General features: G+C 62.6%; 13 protein-coding genes. 8 read left to right on the top strand and 5 right to left on the bottom strand.

The genetic code is table 11. The features are described from left to right. Positions 1-23 precede the first annotated feature (23 nt). A complete protein-coding gene (locus tag CQ020_RS01105) occupies positions 24-2009 on the top strand; it encodes a DUF2264 domain-containing protein (protein ID WP_258141638.1) in 1986 nt (661 codons plus the stop codon). Continuing rightward, a complete protein-coding gene (locus CQ020_RS01100; RefSeq protein ID WP_258141636.1) occupies positions 2006-3373 on the top strand; it encodes an alpha-L-fucosidase in 1368 nt (455 codons plus the stop codon). The genes CQ020_RS01105 and CQ020_RS01100 overlap by 4 nt, the downstream gene beginning before the upstream one ends. Positions 3374-3552: 179 nt before the next feature. On the opposite strand, the gene rarD is transcribed toward CQ020_RS01100, so the two are convergent. Then, a complete protein-coding gene (rarD, locus tag CQ020_RS01095; protein WP_105690171.1) occupies positions 3553-4632 on the bottom strand; it encodes an EamA family transporter RarD in 1080 nt (359 codons plus the stop codon). A gap of 117 nt (positions 4633-4749) precedes the next feature. On the opposite strand from rarD, the gene CQ020_RS01090 reads away from it, so the two are divergent. The 6 genes from CQ020_RS01090 to CQ020_RS01065 all read left to right on the top strand — a co-directional run bounded on the left by CQ020_RS01090 (position 4750) and on the right by CQ020_RS01065 (position 12529). Continuing rightward, on the top strand, positions 4750-6210 hold the full coding sequence (locus tag CQ020_RS01090) for an FAD-dependent oxidoreductase (RefSeq protein WP_105690170.1): 1461 nt from the start codon (positions 4750-4752) through the stop codon (positions 6208-6210). Positions 6211-6299: 89 nt separating this feature from the next. Next, complete coding sequence (locus CQ020_RS01085; protein WP_105690169.1) at positions 6300-7643, top strand: GAF domain-containing protein; 1344 nt, start codon at positions 6300-6302, stop codon at positions 7641-7643. Between the two features lie 110 nt (positions 7644-7753). Continuing rightward, positions 7754-9277, top strand: coding sequence for an aldehyde dehydrogenase family protein (locus CQ020_RS01080; protein ID WP_105690168.1), 1524 nt, complete (start codon positions 7754-7756; stop codon positions 9275-9277). Between the two features lie 104 nt (positions 9278-9381). Continuing rightward, positions 9382-10392 (top strand): alcohol dehydrogenase AdhP, encoded by a 1011-nt coding sequence (adhP, locus tag CQ020_RS01075; RefSeq protein ID WP_105690392.1) that lies wholly within the window; start codon positions 9382-9384, stop codon positions 10390-10392. Continuing rightward, positions 10392-10808 (top strand): DUF779 domain-containing protein, encoded by a 417-nt coding sequence (locus CQ020_RS01070; RefSeq protein WP_105690167.1) that lies wholly within the window; start codon positions 10392-10394, stop codon positions 10806-10808. Before adhP ends, CQ020_RS01070 begins: the two co-directional genes overlap by 1 nt. 167 nt (positions 10809-10975) lie before the next feature. Beyond that, positions 10976-12529 carry an amino acid permease gene (locus tag CQ020_RS01065; protein WP_105690166.1) on the top strand — a complete coding sequence of 518 codons (1554 nt, stop codon included), beginning with the start codon at positions 10976-10978 and terminating at the stop codon, positions 12527-12529. Between the two features lie 129 nt (positions 12530-12658). Here the strand turns inward: CQ020_RS01065 and CQ020_RS01060 are convergent, their stop codons facing one another. From CQ020_RS01060 to CQ020_RS01045, 4 genes are all read right to left on the bottom strand, one after another. Continuing rightward, entirely contained in the window at positions 12659-13294 is a 636-nt protein-coding gene (locus CQ020_RS01060) for a DUF2461 domain-containing protein (protein ID WP_105690165.1), read from the bottom strand. A gap of 132 nt (positions 13295-13426) precedes the next feature. Further along, positions 13427-14908 (bottom strand): catalase, encoded by a 1482-nt coding sequence (locus tag CQ020_RS01055; RefSeq protein ID WP_024817690.1) that lies wholly within the window; start codon positions 14906-14908, stop codon positions 13427-13429. Positions 14909-14922: 14 nt separating this feature from the next. Further along, on the bottom strand, positions 14923-15399 hold the full coding sequence (locus CQ020_RS01050; RefSeq protein ID WP_089595887.1) for a Fur family transcriptional regulator: 477 nt from the start codon (positions 15397-15399) through the stop codon (positions 14923-14925). A gap of 30 nt (positions 15400-15429) precedes the next feature. Continuing rightward, the gene (locus tag CQ020_RS01045) at positions 15430-16269 is read right to left on the bottom strand and encodes a hypothetical protein (RefSeq protein WP_105690164.1); all 840 of its coding nucleotides are present in this window, start codon (positions 16267-16269) and stop codon (positions 15430-15432) included. Positions 16270-16301 lie beyond the last annotated feature (32 nt).

Genomic DNA, 16301 nt, shown 5'->3' with positions numbered 1-16301 from the left:
CACTCTTCAAGGATCCGAACACCGTGACTCAATCCCTGCCCAATGCGACCAGCCAGCCGGGTCTCCCTTGGCTACCCACCCCCGATCCCGCCCTTTCCCCCTTCACAGGGTGGACGCGCAGCCATTGGGAAGCCACTGCCGATCATTGGCTGGAACACATCCGCGCCCATTCCAGCCCCCTCAAAGCCAGCCCACGCTTGCCCGGGCCGGTGACCCGGGACGGCGAACGCAGGGAGGGTATGGAGACCATTGGCCGGAGCCTGTTGATGGCTGCGCCGCGGATCGCCGGTGCCCGTGGCCGGGATCGGCTGGGGTTGGCGGCATGGTACCGGGAGGCCTTGATTGCCGGCACGGATCCTGAGGGTGCGGAGCGTTGGCCGTTGGGGGTCACTTGCAAGTCTCCTTTGTTGGGGGTGACCAACTCGATTGTGGAGGCAGCCAACATCGCCTTCTCCCTTTTCATGGGGCGCGAGTGGCTGTGGGAGCCGTTGACCGTGGCGGAGAAGAAGCAGGTTGCCGCCTGGCTTCGGCACCATGCCCGGCTGGAGGTGTGGGGCAACAACTGGCAGCTCTTCCCCGCAATGGCGGAGGGTTTCCTGCGTTCGGTGGGCGAGGACGTAACGGGCTGTACCGGTGCGCGGAACGTGGCCCGGGTGGAGTCCTGGTATCTGGGTGACGGCTGGTACACGGACGGCCCGGAGCATGCCATCGATTACTACAACGCGTGGGCCATCCACCCCTATTTGTGGGCTTGGTACAAGATGACAGGCCGGGAGGACACCCCTGAGGGTCGACGTCACTTGGAACGCATGCGTGAGTTCGTGGGCACGCAGAGCCTGATGTTCGCCAGTGATGGCGCAGTGCTGCATGTTGGGCGTTCCTTGGCGTACCGCACTGCTGTCCTCGCGGCGCTGTGGTGTGCTGAGATCTCGGGGGTGAATCCGCTGACGCCAGGTGCTACGCGGCGGCTCGCGTCGGGGGTACTGGCGAACTTCACCGCGAAGGGCGTTGGCGTTGATGGACCGCCGAACCTGGGCTGGTACGACGAGCACTTGGGGTCCTGCCAGGCATACAGCGGCTTTGGTTCACCGTATTTGGCAGGCATTGGATTCCTTGGCTTGGCTTTACCACCCGAGCACAGGGTGTGGCAGGACACCGAAGAGGCCCAGCCCACCGATGGTCCGGCTGTGGTGCGTCCACTGCCCGATGCCGGCTGGACTCTTGGCACTGACGGCGGTTTGGTTCGTCTGAGCAACCACGGCAGCGACCATTGCGGTCTGCCCGTGGGCGGCGGTACGGACCCTGACGATCCGCACTATGCCAAGTTCTCCTATTCAACCCACACCGCGCCGGGTACGGGACCTGCGTGGGAGGACAACGTGGACGGGCACCTTGCGCTGTTGGGGTCCGACGGCGTGGCGAGCCGCCGGTGTGCCCTCCGCGCCACCCGCACGGACGGATTCGTCAGCGGCTCCGTTCACGTTCCGCAGTTGTACGGGAAGACCTTGCCGGGTACGGCAGTGACTACCGTTTCCGTGGTCGACGGGATTCACGAGCTTCGGTGCCATTTGGTCCAGGGAACGGCGGAGTATTCCGTGCGTGAGGGTGGACATGCCGTGGCCGGCACCCGCCCCGTGGACGAAGGGCTCACCGCGGAGTCAGCATGGGTCAGCAATGGCGACGTCTTCGCCGCAGTCACGGCACTGCACGGTTGGGAGGAACCGGGCACCACGCGCTACACCGGGGCCAACGCGATGGGCGAGCACTCAGCAGTGCCGCATCTCTCTGCACGGCGAAATTCCGAGAAGGCGCAGCGTGATGCGGAGGAGACGGTCCACGTCGCACTCCACACGCTGACTCGGGGTGATGCTCCGGCGCCTGCGACGCTCAAGGCGGCTGCCGCCGTCGTGGTTTCCGGTACGGAAGTATCCGTCACGTGGGCAAGCGGCGCTTCGCAGGCTTTCGACCTGCGCACGTTCGTACCGTGGGACGGGCAGGTGGGCAAGTGATCGAGCTCAAGTACGGGGCCTCCCGGGTGGAACCGCGCCAGGACGCCGCCATGCAGCGTTTCCGCGGACATCGGGTGGGACAGTTCATCCACTGGGGTCTCTACTCCCTCCCGGCAGGCCGCTGGGAAGGCAAAGACGTGAACTTCGCGGCCGAGTTCCTGCCACGGATAGCCAAGATTCCGCAGCAGCGATGGGAAGCGCTGGCCAACGACTTCACGCTGGCGGATTTCGACGCCAAGCAGTGGGCGGACACGGCCGTGGCCTTGGGCGCACGCTACATGACCATCACCACCAAGCATCACGATGGCTTCTGCCTGTGGCCCAGCGCCTACACGGACTTCCACATGGGCAACACGCCGTCGGGACGCGATGTCCTGGCGGAGCTCATCGAGGCGTACGAGGCCCGGGGGATTGACGTCAACTTCTACTACTCCGTGCTCGACTGGCGGCACCCGGACTGGCGCTTCACGCTGGAGAGCGACGCCGACCATGCGGCTTTTGCGCGCTATCTGGACTTCGCGAAGAAGCAGTTGGAGGAACTGGCGGAACGGTATCCGAGCGTCAAGGGCTTCTGGTTCGATGGCACGTGGGACGAATCCGTGAAGGCCAACGGCTGGTGGACCTGGGAAGTTGAACGGATGCTGAAGGATCGGATTCCCGGCGTGGTGGTCAACAGCCGCCTGCGTGCGGACGACTTCGGAGCCCGACACATTGATTCCAACGGCTCGCTCATGGGCGATTACGAAAGCGGTTACGAGCGCAGGCTGCCCGAGCCGTGGAATACCAGTGTGGCCGAGCGGGATTGGGAAGCATGCATGACCATCCCACAGGCGAGCTGGGGGTACCACCAGGGAGAGTGGGCCCTGTCCACGTTGAAGCATCCCTGGGATGTGGTGGACATGATCGCCCACTGCACATCCCTGGGCGGCAACTTCCTGTTGAACTTCGGGCCCAGGGGTGACGGGTCCATGGCCCCGGCCGAGGTGGAGATTGCCCGCAGTGTGGGAGAGTGGCTCGCAGTCAACGGGGAAGCGATCTATGGGTGCGGCTTCGCCGAGGGCTGGAACTACCCGGGGTGGGGGTATTTCACCCGGTCTGCCACTGGCGAGGTGTATGCGGTGGTCACCCGGTCGCCGGCATCCGGGCGGATCCGCCTGCACCTGCCCGCGGGCCTGGAACTCGTGGGGCTCCGGTTGCTGGGCTCTGCCTCCGGTGGGCATCCGTTCAAGAGGCTGGCCGAGTCCTTGTTCGAGGTGGAGTTGGGGGCTGCCTCGGAGGCCGGGCCGCTGGTGTTCGCGTTGGACACCGCTGCCTTGGCCAGTCCCGCGTCCGAAAAGGAACCCAACCCCGACGTGCTGGACTGACGTGCTGGCCTAGGGTCAGGCTGCCAGATCGCCGGAAAGACCCCGAAATCGCCGGAGAGCCGCGAACTCGCCGGAGAGCCGCGAACTCGCCGGAGAGCCGCGAACTCGCCGGAGAGCCGCGAACTCGCCGGAAAGCTCCGGCGTTCTCGCAGCTCTCCGGCGATTTCGGAGAGCCAGGTCTAGGCGCCGGCAGCGGCCAGGCGGGCCTTCTTCTTCAACACCGAGTTCTTCCTGGTGGTGCGGAGCATGTCGATGGTGAGCAGCACCAGGGCAAGCCACACCACGCAGAAGCCGATCCAGCGGGCAGTGGTCATGGTCTCGTTGAAGACGGTCAGCGCCACAATGAACTGAAGGACCGGAGCGAAGTACTGCAGCAGGCCGATGGTGGTCATGGGGAGGCGGCGGGCTGAGGCTCCGAAAAACAGCAGCGGAACGGCCGTGATGACGCCGGAGGCCACCAGGAGCCAGAAGTGGCCTGCGCCGAGGGTGGTGAGAGTCTCCGCACCCGTTACGCCAAGGACCACCATGGTGATGGCGGCAAAGGGAGCCAACACCACAGTCTCAACGCTGAGGCTGGTAAGGGCGTCAACCTTGGGGCCAACCCGCTTTTTCACGAAGCCGTAGAGGCCAAAGCTGAACGCGAGGATCAGGGCAATCCAGGGGAGCTGACCGTAAGAGAACGTCAGGACGCCCACGGCCACGAAACCAATCCCCACTGCTGCCCACTGCAAAGGACGCAGCTTCTCCTTGAGGACGAAAACGCCGAGCAAAACTGAGACCAGCGGGTTGATGAAGTAACCCAAAGACGTCTCAACGGCATGTCCGGTGGTGACACCAAAGGTATACGTGAGCCAGTTGATGGCAATCAGCACAGCGGCCAGGGCCAGGGGGCCAAAAACCGAACGGTCCTTTACTGCAGCGCCGAAAACGCGCCAAGCCCGGGTGATGGTGATGAGCAGTGCGCAGAAGAGCAGGGACCAGACGATCCGGTTGGCCACGATTTCGATCGCGCTCGCGGGCATCAGGACGAAGAAGTAGAGCGGAAGCAGCCCCCACAGGCCGTAGGCGCCAATGCCAAAGAGGATTCCCGCTGTCGACTCGCTTCTCACTGGTTTGCCAGCCGGTTTCGGCGAACCGCCGGAGCCGGTACCCCCGCCCGCCGTCGTCGTGGGGTGGTTTGAAGAGGGTGGGTTGGCAGCTATCTGATCCGGAGTCGACACATTGTCGCCAACACCACCTGGCCCCGCAATATTCCGCAATCTTTATCATTTTCTGTGACTCCTGCCATATAAGCGGCCCGGTGTTGGGTGGACCTCTAGAATTGGATTCTGCGCGCCCCAACAATGGCGTGGCTCACTGCTTCGGAAGGGCTAACGGTGTCCAACTCAGCCGCAACAACCCCCAATCGTCCGCTTCGTGTCGCGATCGTCGGCGCGGGACCCGCAGGCGTGTACGCCGCGGACATCCTGACCAAATCCAACGAGGTCAAAGACGGGCATGTGGAGGTCAGCATTGATCTCTTCGAGGCATATCCGGCGCCGTACGGTCTGATCCGCTACGGAGTGGCCCCGGATCACCCGCGCATCAAGGGCATCGTCAATGCACTGCACAAGGTCTTGGACCGCGGTGATATCCGATTCCTCGGCAACGTGACCTACGGCCGGGATCTCACGCTCCACGATTTCCGCGCGTTCTATGACGCCGTCATTTTCTCCACCGGGGCCATCAAGGATGCTGGCCTGAACATTCCGGGCGTCGAGCTGGAGGGCTCCTTCGGCGGCGCTGACTTCGTGTCCTGGTACGACGGACACCCGGACGTTCCCCGCGACTGGCCACTTGATGCCAAGGAAATCGCCGTGATCGGCAACGGCAACGTAGCCCTGGATGTGGCCCGGATGCTCGTGAAGCACCCTGAGGAACTCCTGGTCACGGAGATCCCGGACAACGTCTATGCCGGGCTCAAGAAGTCGCCGGTCACAGACGTCCACGTCTTCGGCCGCCGTGGCCCGGCCCAGGTGAAGTTCACTCCGTTGGAGTTGCGCGAGCTGTCCCACTGCAAGGACGTGGACATTGTCCTGTACCCGGAGGACTTCGAGTTCGACGAAGCCTCGGACGAGGCCATTAAGACCAACAACCAGATCAAGACCATGGTCAACACCATGACCAACTGGCTGGTGGAGGAACACGCCGAATCGGAACAGCCTTCATCGCGTCGCCTGCACTTGCACTTCCTGCACAGCCCCGTGGAGATTCTTGACTCACCTGAGGCACCCGGCAAGGTCTCCGGCATCAAGTTCGAACGCATGCGATTGGACGGAACGGGCAACGTCAAGGGCACTGGAGAGTTCATCGAGTACCCCGTCCAGTCCGTCTACCGGGCCATCGGCTACCACGGTTCGCCGTTGGAGGAGCTGGAGTACGACGCCCGCCGCGGTGTCATACCGAACGACGGCGGCCGCGTCCTGGGCGCCGACGGCGAGCCCGTGCCGGGAATCTACGCCACGGGTTGGATCAAACGCGGACCGGTGGGGCTGATCGGGCACACCAAGGGTGATGCCCTGGAGACCATCGGCTTCCTCCTGGAGGACAGGCTCAACCTTCCTCCGGCGGAAAACCCGGATCCGCAGGCCATCATTGACCTCCTCGAGGAACGCGGCATTGAATACACCACGTGGGAGGGCTGGAACAGGCTCGATGCTCACGAATCCGCCCTGGGTGCCGCGTGGACTTCCGGCGAAACGCTTGGTGACGGGTCCGCCGTCGAGGGTGACGGTGTGGTCCGCGAGCGCATCAAGGTTGTTCCGCGCGAGGAAATGATCCGGATCTCGCGCGGCTGACATTCGACGGTTCCCGAACTAGACTTCACGGTACTGTCCCGCCCACACCACGTGCAGCGCACTGTTGTTGCGGACTATCAGGGAGTTCGATGAGGAATCCAGTCCATCCGCCCGTTCCTGGCAGCGATGCCGCGGAGCTGCTGCAGAAGCGTGCCCTGGTTGGCCACGAGCGCTTGGATTCTATGCTTCTTGGGGTGCCCGAGGACATCGTTGGGTTGCGCCGGTTGGTCCGTGAGTCGTGGCAACGTTCGGCGAGCTTGCAAGCCAACCCGGATGTCGCGGAAGCGCCTCTTGCCATGGACCGCGATGAGTTGGAGGAGTACCGCCGGCAGCATCCCTTGGCCACCATCATGCCTGTCATCAAGAAGCTCCTGGTTCAACCGAGCCATGACAGTGGCCTGTTGGTGGCTGTGGGTGACGACGTCGGCCGCCTCCTGTGGGTTGATGGCGATCCGGTGATGCAGCGCCGCGCTGAGGGCATGATGTTCGTGGCCGGCGCTGACTGGTCCGAGGCTTCTGTTGGCACCAGCGCACCTGGCACCGCGCTTGCTTTGGATCGCAGTATCCAGATCTCGGGCGCGGAGCATTTCAAGCGCTCCGTGCACCCGTGGAGTTGCACGGCTGTTCCCTTCCATGATCCCGATTCCGGCGCAGTACTGGGCGTCGTGGATATCACGGGCACGGAAACCGCTGTCGCCGCACACACCCTTTCCTTGGTGGAGGCAACGGTTGCTGCCGCCCAGGCCCAGCTGCGCATTGAACGTTTGACGCTGGCCGCTGCCGTCAAGGACAAACCTCGACGCCGGAGCGCGGCAGCAGCCTCCGGGCACGTCCTGTACCGGAACAGCCTGCAGTTGTTGGGCCGCGATCAAGCCTTGCTCAGCATCGATGGCCGGACGGTTTCCCTCTCTGCCCGGCACAGCGAGATCCTGGCCATCCTCAGCAGTCACCCCAGCGGACTCAGTGCTGAGGACCTCTGCACTCAGCTGTATCCCGGGGACGGCTCTGCCGTGACCCTCCGCGCTGAAATGGTGCGGCTCCGGAAAGTCATCCACGAACTCAGCCCGGACGCGGTCCCGGAGTCCCGTCCATATCGTTTGCCCGTGGAGCTGTTGCCGGACTCCGGTCAGGTCCTGAGTTGCCTTCAGCGCGGCGCCCACCGCATCGCCTTGGAAATCTACAAAGGCGGGCTTTTGCCGCGCTCGGAGGCCCCCGGCGTCGTGAATTTGCGTGATCGGGTTTCGCACCTGCTGCGCGAGGCTCTGCTCAGTGACGGCAGTGTTGATTCGCTCCTCAAGTACGCTGAGCTGCCCGAGGCGAAGTACGACGTCGACCTCCGCCTTGCCGTCCTAAAGGCTCTGCCGCCGCGCTCACCCAAGCGGGCCGCCGTGGTGGCTGACCTTGAGCGGATCGAAGCCGAACTAACGTTGTGAACCATAGCGAGTGAGCTGACTCACACGGTTGCAACGTAGCTGCAACCCCCTGGCTCCTAGGCTCGAATCAATGGCGACAGCCACCGTGATTCGCAGCAAAGGAGCTAACAATGACTGTTTATGCACAGCCGGGTGCCGAGGGTTCGAAGGTCACGTTCAAGGACCGTTACGAGAATTGGATCGGCGGCGAATGGGTTGCCCCGGTCAAGGGCGGCTACTTCGAGAACATCACCCCCGTCACAGGCAAAGCCTTCTGCGAAGTTGCCCGTGGCACCTCCGAGGACATCGAGCTGGCGTTGGACGCCGCGCACAAAATTGCACCCTCGTGGGGCAAGACGTCCGCCACGGAACGCGCAGCTATTTTGAACAAGATCGCGGACCGTATTGACGAGAATGTGGAACTCCTGGCGGTGGCGGAAACGTGGGACAACGGCAAGCCCGTCCGCGAAACCCTCAACGCCGACATCCCGTTGGCAGCTGACCACTTCCGCTACTTCGCCTCCGCCGTCCGTGCGCAGGAAGGCCACCTCTCCCAGCTGGATGAGGACACCACCGCCTACCACTTCAAGGAACCGCTGGGCGTTGTTGGCCAGATCATCCCGTGGAACTTCCCCATCCTCATGGCCGTGTGGAAGCTCGCCCCCGCACTGGCAGCAGGCAACGCCGTAGTACTCAAGCCCGCCGAGCAGACGCCCACGTCCATCCTGGTCCTCATGGAACTCATCGGCGATCTTCTCCCGGCCGGTGTGATCAACGTGGTCAACGGTTTCGGTGTGGAGGCCGGAAAGCCGCTCGCTTCGAGCTCCCGGATCCGCAAGATCGCCTTCACGGGTGAAACCACCACGGGACGCCTCATCAGCCAGTACGCCTCCAACAACCTCATTCCCGTCACCCTGGAACTTGGTGGCAAGAGCCCCAACATCTTCTTCGATGACGTAGCCGCCCAGAACGACGCTTTCTACGACAAAGCCCAGGAAGGCTTCACGCTCTTTGCCTTCAACCAAGGCGAAGTCTGCACCTGCCCGTCACGTGCACTGGTTCAGGAAGGCATCTACGACTCCTTCATGACGGACGTGGTGGCCCGGACCAACAAGATCATCCAGGGCAACCCGCTGGACACCGATACCCAGGTTGGCGCCCAGGCATCGAATGACCAGCTGGAGAAGATCCTGTCCTACATCGACATCGGAAAGCAGGAGGGCGCCAAGATCCTCACGGGCGGGGCCCGGGCAGAACTGTCCGGCGACCTGGCAGGCGGCTACTACGTCCAGCCCACCATTTTCGAAGGCCACAACCGGATGCGCATCTTCCAAGAGGAGATCTTCGGGCCGGTGGTGTCCGTGACCAAGTTCAGCGACTACAACGACGCTATCGGCATCGCCAACGACACCCTCTACGGTTTGGGTGCCGGTGTGTGGTCGCGCAATGGAAACGTGGCTTACCGTGCAGGCCGGGAAATCCAGGCCGGCCGCGTCTGGGTCAACAACTACCACGCCTACCCGGCAGGTGCCGCCTTTGGTGGCTACAAGTCCTCAGGTATTGGCCGTGAGAACCACGCCATGATGCTGGACCACTACCAGCAGACCAAGAACCTCCTGGTCAGCTACAACGAGAACAAGCTCGGCTTCTTCTAAGAGTTTTTGTACAGCAGATGCCCTTATGGAGCGGTTTTAGGGGCATCAGCTGTACAAAAACTCCCATCATTCGTACAGATCAAAGGAGATCGTCAATGACCACCATGCAAGCAGCAGTAGTCACGGAATTCGGAACCGACCTTGTGATCAAGGAAGTGGAAAGGCCGACGCCGGGTCCCGGCCAGGCGCTGGTCCGTCTCATTACCTCGGGGGTATGTCATACCGACCTGCACGCCGCCGAGGGCGATTGGCCGGTCAAGCCGACGCCACCCTTTATCCCGGGGCATGAAGGTGTGGGAGAAGTAGTGGCCCTTGGCGAAGGTGTCACGGATGTTGCCATTGGCCAGTTGGTGGGCAACGCCTGGCTCTGGTCTGCCTGCGGCGATTGCCAGTATTGCCGAACCGGGTGGGAAACCCTGTGCGAGTCGCAGGAGAACGGCGGCTACAGTGTGGACGGCTCGTTCGGAGAGTACATGCTGGTGGATACACGTTTTGCTGCGCGGATTCCCGAAGGCTCGGATCCGGTGGAGGTTGCGCCCGTGCTTTGCGCAGGCGTCACGGTCTACAAGGGTTTGAAGATGACCGAGGCCAGGCCGGGACAGTGGGTGACCATCTCCGGCATCGGTGGCCTGGGCCATATCGCCGTGCAGTACGCGGTGGCCATGGGGCTCCGGGTGGCAGCGGTAGACATTGCCGATGACAAGCTGGCCCTGGCACGTGAGCACGGTGCCGAACTGACAGTGAACGCACTCCACGAAGATCCCGCGGAAGTCATCCAGCGCGAAACCGGTGGCTGCCACGGCGTCCTTGTCACGGCGGTGCACCCCTCGGCGTTCGGCCAGGCGATCGGTATGGCACGGCGCGGCGGAACCATCGTCTTCAACGGGTTGCCTCCGGGAGACTTCCCTGCGCCAATCTTCGAGATCGTCCTCAAAGGACTGACTGTCCGGGGCTCCATTGTGGGAACGCGCCAGGACCTTGAAGAAGCGCTGGAGTTCTATGCCCAGGGCAAGATCAAGCCGACGGTTTCGACCAGGGAACTCTCCGAGGTCAACGCGGTCTTTGATGAGATGAAGCACGCCAAGATCGACGGCCGTGTGGTGCTGAAGTTCTGATGAACAGCATCAGCTTGGAGGCCGTGGTGACGCTGCCCGGGGAAGATTTCTCCCGGGTGGCGCTCACCGCGGTGTCCGTGGAACTGCTCCGCAAGCTGTGGGATCAGCACGGGCCGCTGATGTTTCATCAGTCGGGCGGCTGCTGCGACGGCTCCGCCCCCATGTGCTACCCGGCGGGGGAGTTCCTGACCGGTGACTCCGATGTCCTCCTCGGCAGGTTCGATATTGGAGCAGGCGGGGAGCCGCAGCCGCTCGAGTTTTGGATGTCCAAGGAACAGTTCAACTATTGGTCCCACACCCACCTGACGGTAGACGTGGTGCCCGGGCGCGGTAGCGGATTCTCTGTGGAGTCACCTGAGGGCAAGCGATTCCTGATCCGCTCCACCCTCATGGACTGGGACGTACCAAGCCTTTAGGGGAATCTGGCTGGTGTGATCGGGGCAACGCGCTTCCGTCACACCAGTCACACGGGTCACAAGGTCTAAGGAACCGTCTCACTATCTGGGATAAATATGGCCGTCCATTGGTCGGACACTATTCTTGATGAGTCCTATACCACTCCCATCCAGAATGTGGCATTTTTATGAACATTTTCAGGACCAAATCCATTGAGCAGTCCATCGCCGATGCCGACGAGCCCGGGCGAAAGCTGAAGCGCAGCCTCAGTACCTGGGACTTGATGATCATGGGCGTCGCCGTTGCTGTCGGCGCCGGGATCTTCTCCGTCGGAGCCAAGGCTGCTGCAAACTTTGCCGGCCCCGCCGTCACCATTTCCTTTGCCATCGCCGCTGTCACGTGTGCTTTGGCCATCATGTGCTACGCCGAATTCGCCACCGCGATTCCCGTTGCAGGCTCAGCCTACGTCTTTACCTACGCCACCATGGGCGAGGTCCTGGCCTGGATCATCGGCTGGAACCTCATTCTTGAACTCTTCACCGCCGCGGCCGTGATCGCCAAGTACTGGGGCATCTACCTCAGTACGGTCTTTGGCTTGATGGGAGTGGACATGCCGCCGTCGGTCAGCGTGTTCGGCATCGATCTCTACTGGGGCGCTTTCCTCATTGTCGCGATCTTCACCGTACTGCTGGTGCTGGGGACAAAGTTGTCCGCCCGCGTTGGCAACGTCTTCACCCTGATCAAGATCGCCGTAGTGCTCTTCGTGATCGTGGTTGGCTTCAGCTACGTGAAGTTCTCCAACTACACCCCCTTCATTCCGGCCTCCGAACCTACCGATTCCGGTGCCGCGGACGTCATGAAGCAGTCCTTCTTCGGCTTCCTCACCGGCGCAGCTCCTGCGCAGTACGGAACTCTCGGTGTCTTCGCCGGTGCGGCTCTGGTGTTCTTCGCCTTCATCGGCTTTGACGTGGTGGCTACCTCCGCCGAAGAGGTCAAGAACCCGCAGAAGACCCTTCCCCGCGGCATCTTCGGTGGCTTGGCAGTTGTGACGCTGCTCTACATCCTGGTCTCCCTTGCGTTGACCGGCATGGTCTCCTACACGCAATTGGCCGAGGTGAAGAACCCCACGCTGACAACAGCATTCGAGGCCGTGGGCAATACGGATGCTGCCAAGGTTATCGCGTTCGGCTCCCTGGTGGGCCTGACCACCGTGATCATGGTGCTGCTCATGGGCCTTTCCCGCGTGGTCCTGGCCATGAGCCGCGACGGACTCCTGCCACGCTCGCTGTCCAAGACCAGCGAAAAGCGCTCCACGCCGGCCCGTCTGCAGATCATCTGCGGGGCAGCGGTGGCCATTGTGGCAGGTGTAACCAAGGTGGACTTGCTCGAGGAAATGATCAACATCGGTACGCTCTCTGCGTTCGTGATGGTGAGCTTGGGCATCCTGGTGCTGCGGAAAAAGCGTCCGGACCTGAAGCCCGCCTTCCGCGTCCCGTTCGGCAAGGTCCTGCCTTGGGTCTCCGCAGTGCTCTGCTTCTACCTCATGACAAACCTGGCCGTTGAAACCTGGATCTTCTTCGCAATCTGGCTGGTCATCGGCATGGGCATCTACTTCGCCTACGGCCAGCGCCACTCAAGGCTGAACGAGAAGTTCGCCGCGGCCAAGGCCTCCGTTAACGGCGGTGCCACAACGGTCCACTCCAAAGGCGATGAGGACGAAGACTCCTACACCAAGGCCTAGGCCTTAGTGAGCACGCTGTAAGAGGGCAGTTTGTTGCTGCTATGAGAGCGCCCGGAAACCATCGGTTTCCGGGCGCTTTCGCGTGTACCCCGGAATGAGTGGCCCCGTGGCCGGTCCACGGAGATGCGGTTACGGCGCCGCATGCTCGCCGACCCACTCCACCAAGGGCCTTAGCACTTCCCAGCGGTCTGCGATCTCATCCTTGGCTGCGGGGGTGGAAAGCCACTCCGGCTGACCCACCTCAACGCTCGCTGACAAGGACTTGTGCTTGAGCAGCTCCGCGCGGGGATGCTCTTTGTCGAAGCCCCGCGGAACGGTCTTAAGCTTTTCACCCTCCACGGCGAAGCCCGCCGCCGCCACCGCATCAACAATTCCCTGCAGCTCCAATCCACTGTCCGGAGCATCCACGGCAGCCCGGAAACGTGCCAGTTGGGCTGGCGTATGGGAGTGGTATCCGCCGCCGATCAGCAGGCCGTCGGCACTGATCTGGAGATAGAATCCAACGCCCTCCTGCCCGGCAGCGAAGGCGCCTTGCGCTGTCTTGTACGGCGATTTGTCCTGGGAGAATCTGACATCCCTGTTGGGCCGAAAGATCTTTGCCGGCCCGAACTGCGGCTCCAACTCCGCAAGGAGGCCCACCAGCGGCTCCTTCACTTCGGCGTCGTACATGGCTTTATGCTCCAGCCACCACTCTCGGTTGTTGTTCTCTTCAAGCTCGGCGTAGAAACGGAATGCGGCGGTTGGGATGCCTTCGAATGTGCTCATAGAAGGATCCTAGGTACGGCAATACCGGCCCAGCCATAGCAGGGATGAGCTATGTGGAAAAACAAAAAGAACACCCCGCCGCGGAGAAGATCCGCAACGGGGTGTTCCTGGAAAGCAGAAGAGCAAAGACGCTTAGAGCTTGTTGGCTGCTTCGGCGTCGGACTCGGTCTGGCCCGCACCGAGGTTGGCGCGGAGCTTGGCGCCGAGCTCGGAGTCAACGTTGGTCCAGTACTGGATGGCACGTTCCTTGATGTCGGCGTGCTTCACGCCGCCAACGGCACCGGTGATGGTGTCCAGGAGACGGGCCTTTGCGGCGTCGTCGTAGACCTCGCGGTACAGGGTACCGGCCTGGCCGAAGTCGTCGTCCTCAGCGTGCAGGGTGTGGGCGGAGAGGGTGAGCTCGCCGTCGTTCTCCCAGCCGCCGGCCGGCGATGTGGGCTCAACAGCAGCCGGGCCACCTACCGAGTTCGGTGCGTACACCGGGGTGGAGGGGGAGTTGAACAGGAAACGACCCTGGCCATCCTGGCTGTAGTTGTTCACCTGGTTCTTGGGCTGGTTCACCGGGATCTGTGCGTGGTTGGTGCCCACGCGGTAACGGTGTGCATCTGCGTAGGAGAAGATGCGGGCCTGCAGCATCTTGTCCGGGGAAGCGGCAATGCCCGGTACGAAGTTCGACGGCGCGAAGGTGGCCTGCTCGATCTGCGCGAAGTAGTTCTCCGGGTTTTTGTTAAGCTCCATGGTGCCCACGTGGATCAGCGGGTAGTCAGAGTGCGGCCAGACCTTGGTGAGGTCGAACGGGTTGAAGCGGTACGTCTTGGCGTCCTCGTAAGGCATGACCTGGACGTGCAGTTCCCAGGAGGGGAAGTTGCCGTCGGCAATGTTCTCCTGGAGGTCGCGGATGTAGAAGTCCGCGTCCGAGCCGGCAAGCTGCTCAGCCTGGTCGCCGGTGATGGTCTTGACGCCCTGATTGGACTTGAAGTGGTACTTGACCCAGAAACGCTCGCCGGCGGCGTTGATCCACTGGTAGGTGTGCGAGCCGTAGCCCTGCATTTCACGCCAGGAAGCCGGGAGGCCGCGGTCGCCCATGAGCCAGGTGACCTGGTGGGCGGACTCGGGGGAGAGGGTCCAGAAGTCCCACTGCATGTCAGCGTCACGCAGGTGGGTACCCGGGAGGCGCTTCTGGGAGTGGATGAAGTCCGGGAACTTGATGCCGTCGCGGATGAAGAAGACGGGGGTGTTGTTGCCAACGAGGTCGTAGTTGCCCTCGGAGGTGTAGAACTTCACGGCGAAACCGCGGGGGTCGCGCCAGGTGTCGGGAGAGCCGTTCTCGCCTGCAACGGAGGAGAAGCGGATCAGCATGTCCGTCTCGGTGCCCGGCTGGAGGAAGGCAGCCTTGGTGTAGGCCGAAACGTCCGAGGTGGTCTTGAACGTACCGAAAGCGCCGCCACCCTTGGCGTGCACTACACGCTCCGGGACCCGCTCGCGGTTGAACTGCGCAAGCTTTTCCACCAAGTAGTGGTCCGTGAGGATGATGGCACCGTCAGCGCCGACGGACTTCGAGTGCGCGTCGGACGTAACGGGGGCACCTGACTGAGTTGTTGAAATGGCAGTCATTGTTCTCCTTTTTCTTATTTCTGAGTTACGGAAGTTACGGGAAGCTGTTGTTTGGACTGGCAATCCTGGCAGACGCCCTGGTACAGGACATCTGCGATCTGGATGGTCATGGGCTTGGAATTTTCATCCCAGTGCGGGGTGAGGCACGGTGCGTGGCCCACGGCGCAATCCACGTCCTCCACCTTGCCGCAGCTGATGCAGACGGCGTGATGGTGATTGTCGCCCACCCGGGTTTCGTAAAGAGCCGGGGAGTGCGGAGGTTCAAAGCGGCGCAGCATCTGCAGGTCCGTGAGGTCGCTGAGCACTACGTAAACGGACTGCGCCGTCAGTTCAGGAAGCTCTTTGCGGGCAGCGGCAAGAATGCCTTCTGCCGGGGAATGCGGATGGTGCTGGACTGCGGCGAGTACTGCCAGCCGCTGTTTGGTCACACGCCGGCCGTGGGCATGCAGGGCGGCTGCCCATTCTGCTTGCTCGGCTGTGTGATCTGTCATGCATTCATTGAAACACTTATTTTGAGGAGTTCACAATAAGGCAAGGCTAACTTCTGGTGAACGGAGCAGATCCTCCAGCGGATTGACCACTTCAGCGGCGGACCGGCCCAGCGCGTGGACCCGCAGCGGAGTACCTGCAGTTTCCGATTCCAAGGCCAGGCAACTGAATCCACTAAGACCCCCACCCAGGGGAAGCTCCGCCAGGACAGCCCCCATTGCCAGCAATTCCGCCGGCAGGATCTCGCGAACAGACGCCACAGGCCGGACAGCTTCAATGACCGTATGGCGCGGCCCTGTCTGCACCGCCCGAGCCAGCGGACCTGGGTGAGAAGCCAGCGGACTTGAGTCAGAAGCGGGCGGACTTGTGTCAGAAGCGGGCGGACTTGTGTCAGAAGCGGGCACGACGGCGTCCCCCACTTGAGGTCCGGAACTCACGGCGGCCTCGGAGCGGCTCCGTCGCAGCGCCTCACGGACTGCGGCATCGGTAGCTTCCAGAGGGTGATCAGGCTCCCCGAGGCGACGGTGGGCCGGCAACGAAAGCTGAGCCCCCGGCGTCGTGGTTTCTCCGTCCCAGCGGCCGAACAGGTGGAACGTGGGAGTTGAGGACTCAGCCACGGGCTCGCCGATGGCGGAGCCCAGAGGGTGCCAGCGGTGGGCGAACATCACCGCGAAGCGGGTTGCCCCGAGTACGTCATGGAGGGCGGCGCGTACAAGGTTGTGGCAGAAGAGCCAGTCGGACGCTGAGGCCTGCGCGAACTCGGTGGAGGGATCGGACAGACGGATCAGGATGTGCCCGGCCGTGAGGGGGTGGCGTGGCCTGGCTATTTCCCAAAACCCCGAACGGTACAGCAAACGACGCTCCAAGCGCATGTCAACTCCTTCCCGGGGTGAGCCTACCAAGC

This window comes from Arthrobacter sp. MYb23 (genome assembly GCF_002979775.1).
Lineage (GTDB): Bacteria > Actinomycetota > Actinomycetes > Actinomycetales > Micrococcaceae > Arthrobacter.
The sequence above is the reverse complement of the archived record's forward strand: the minus strand, read 5'-3'. Positions and strand labels throughout refer to the sequence as shown.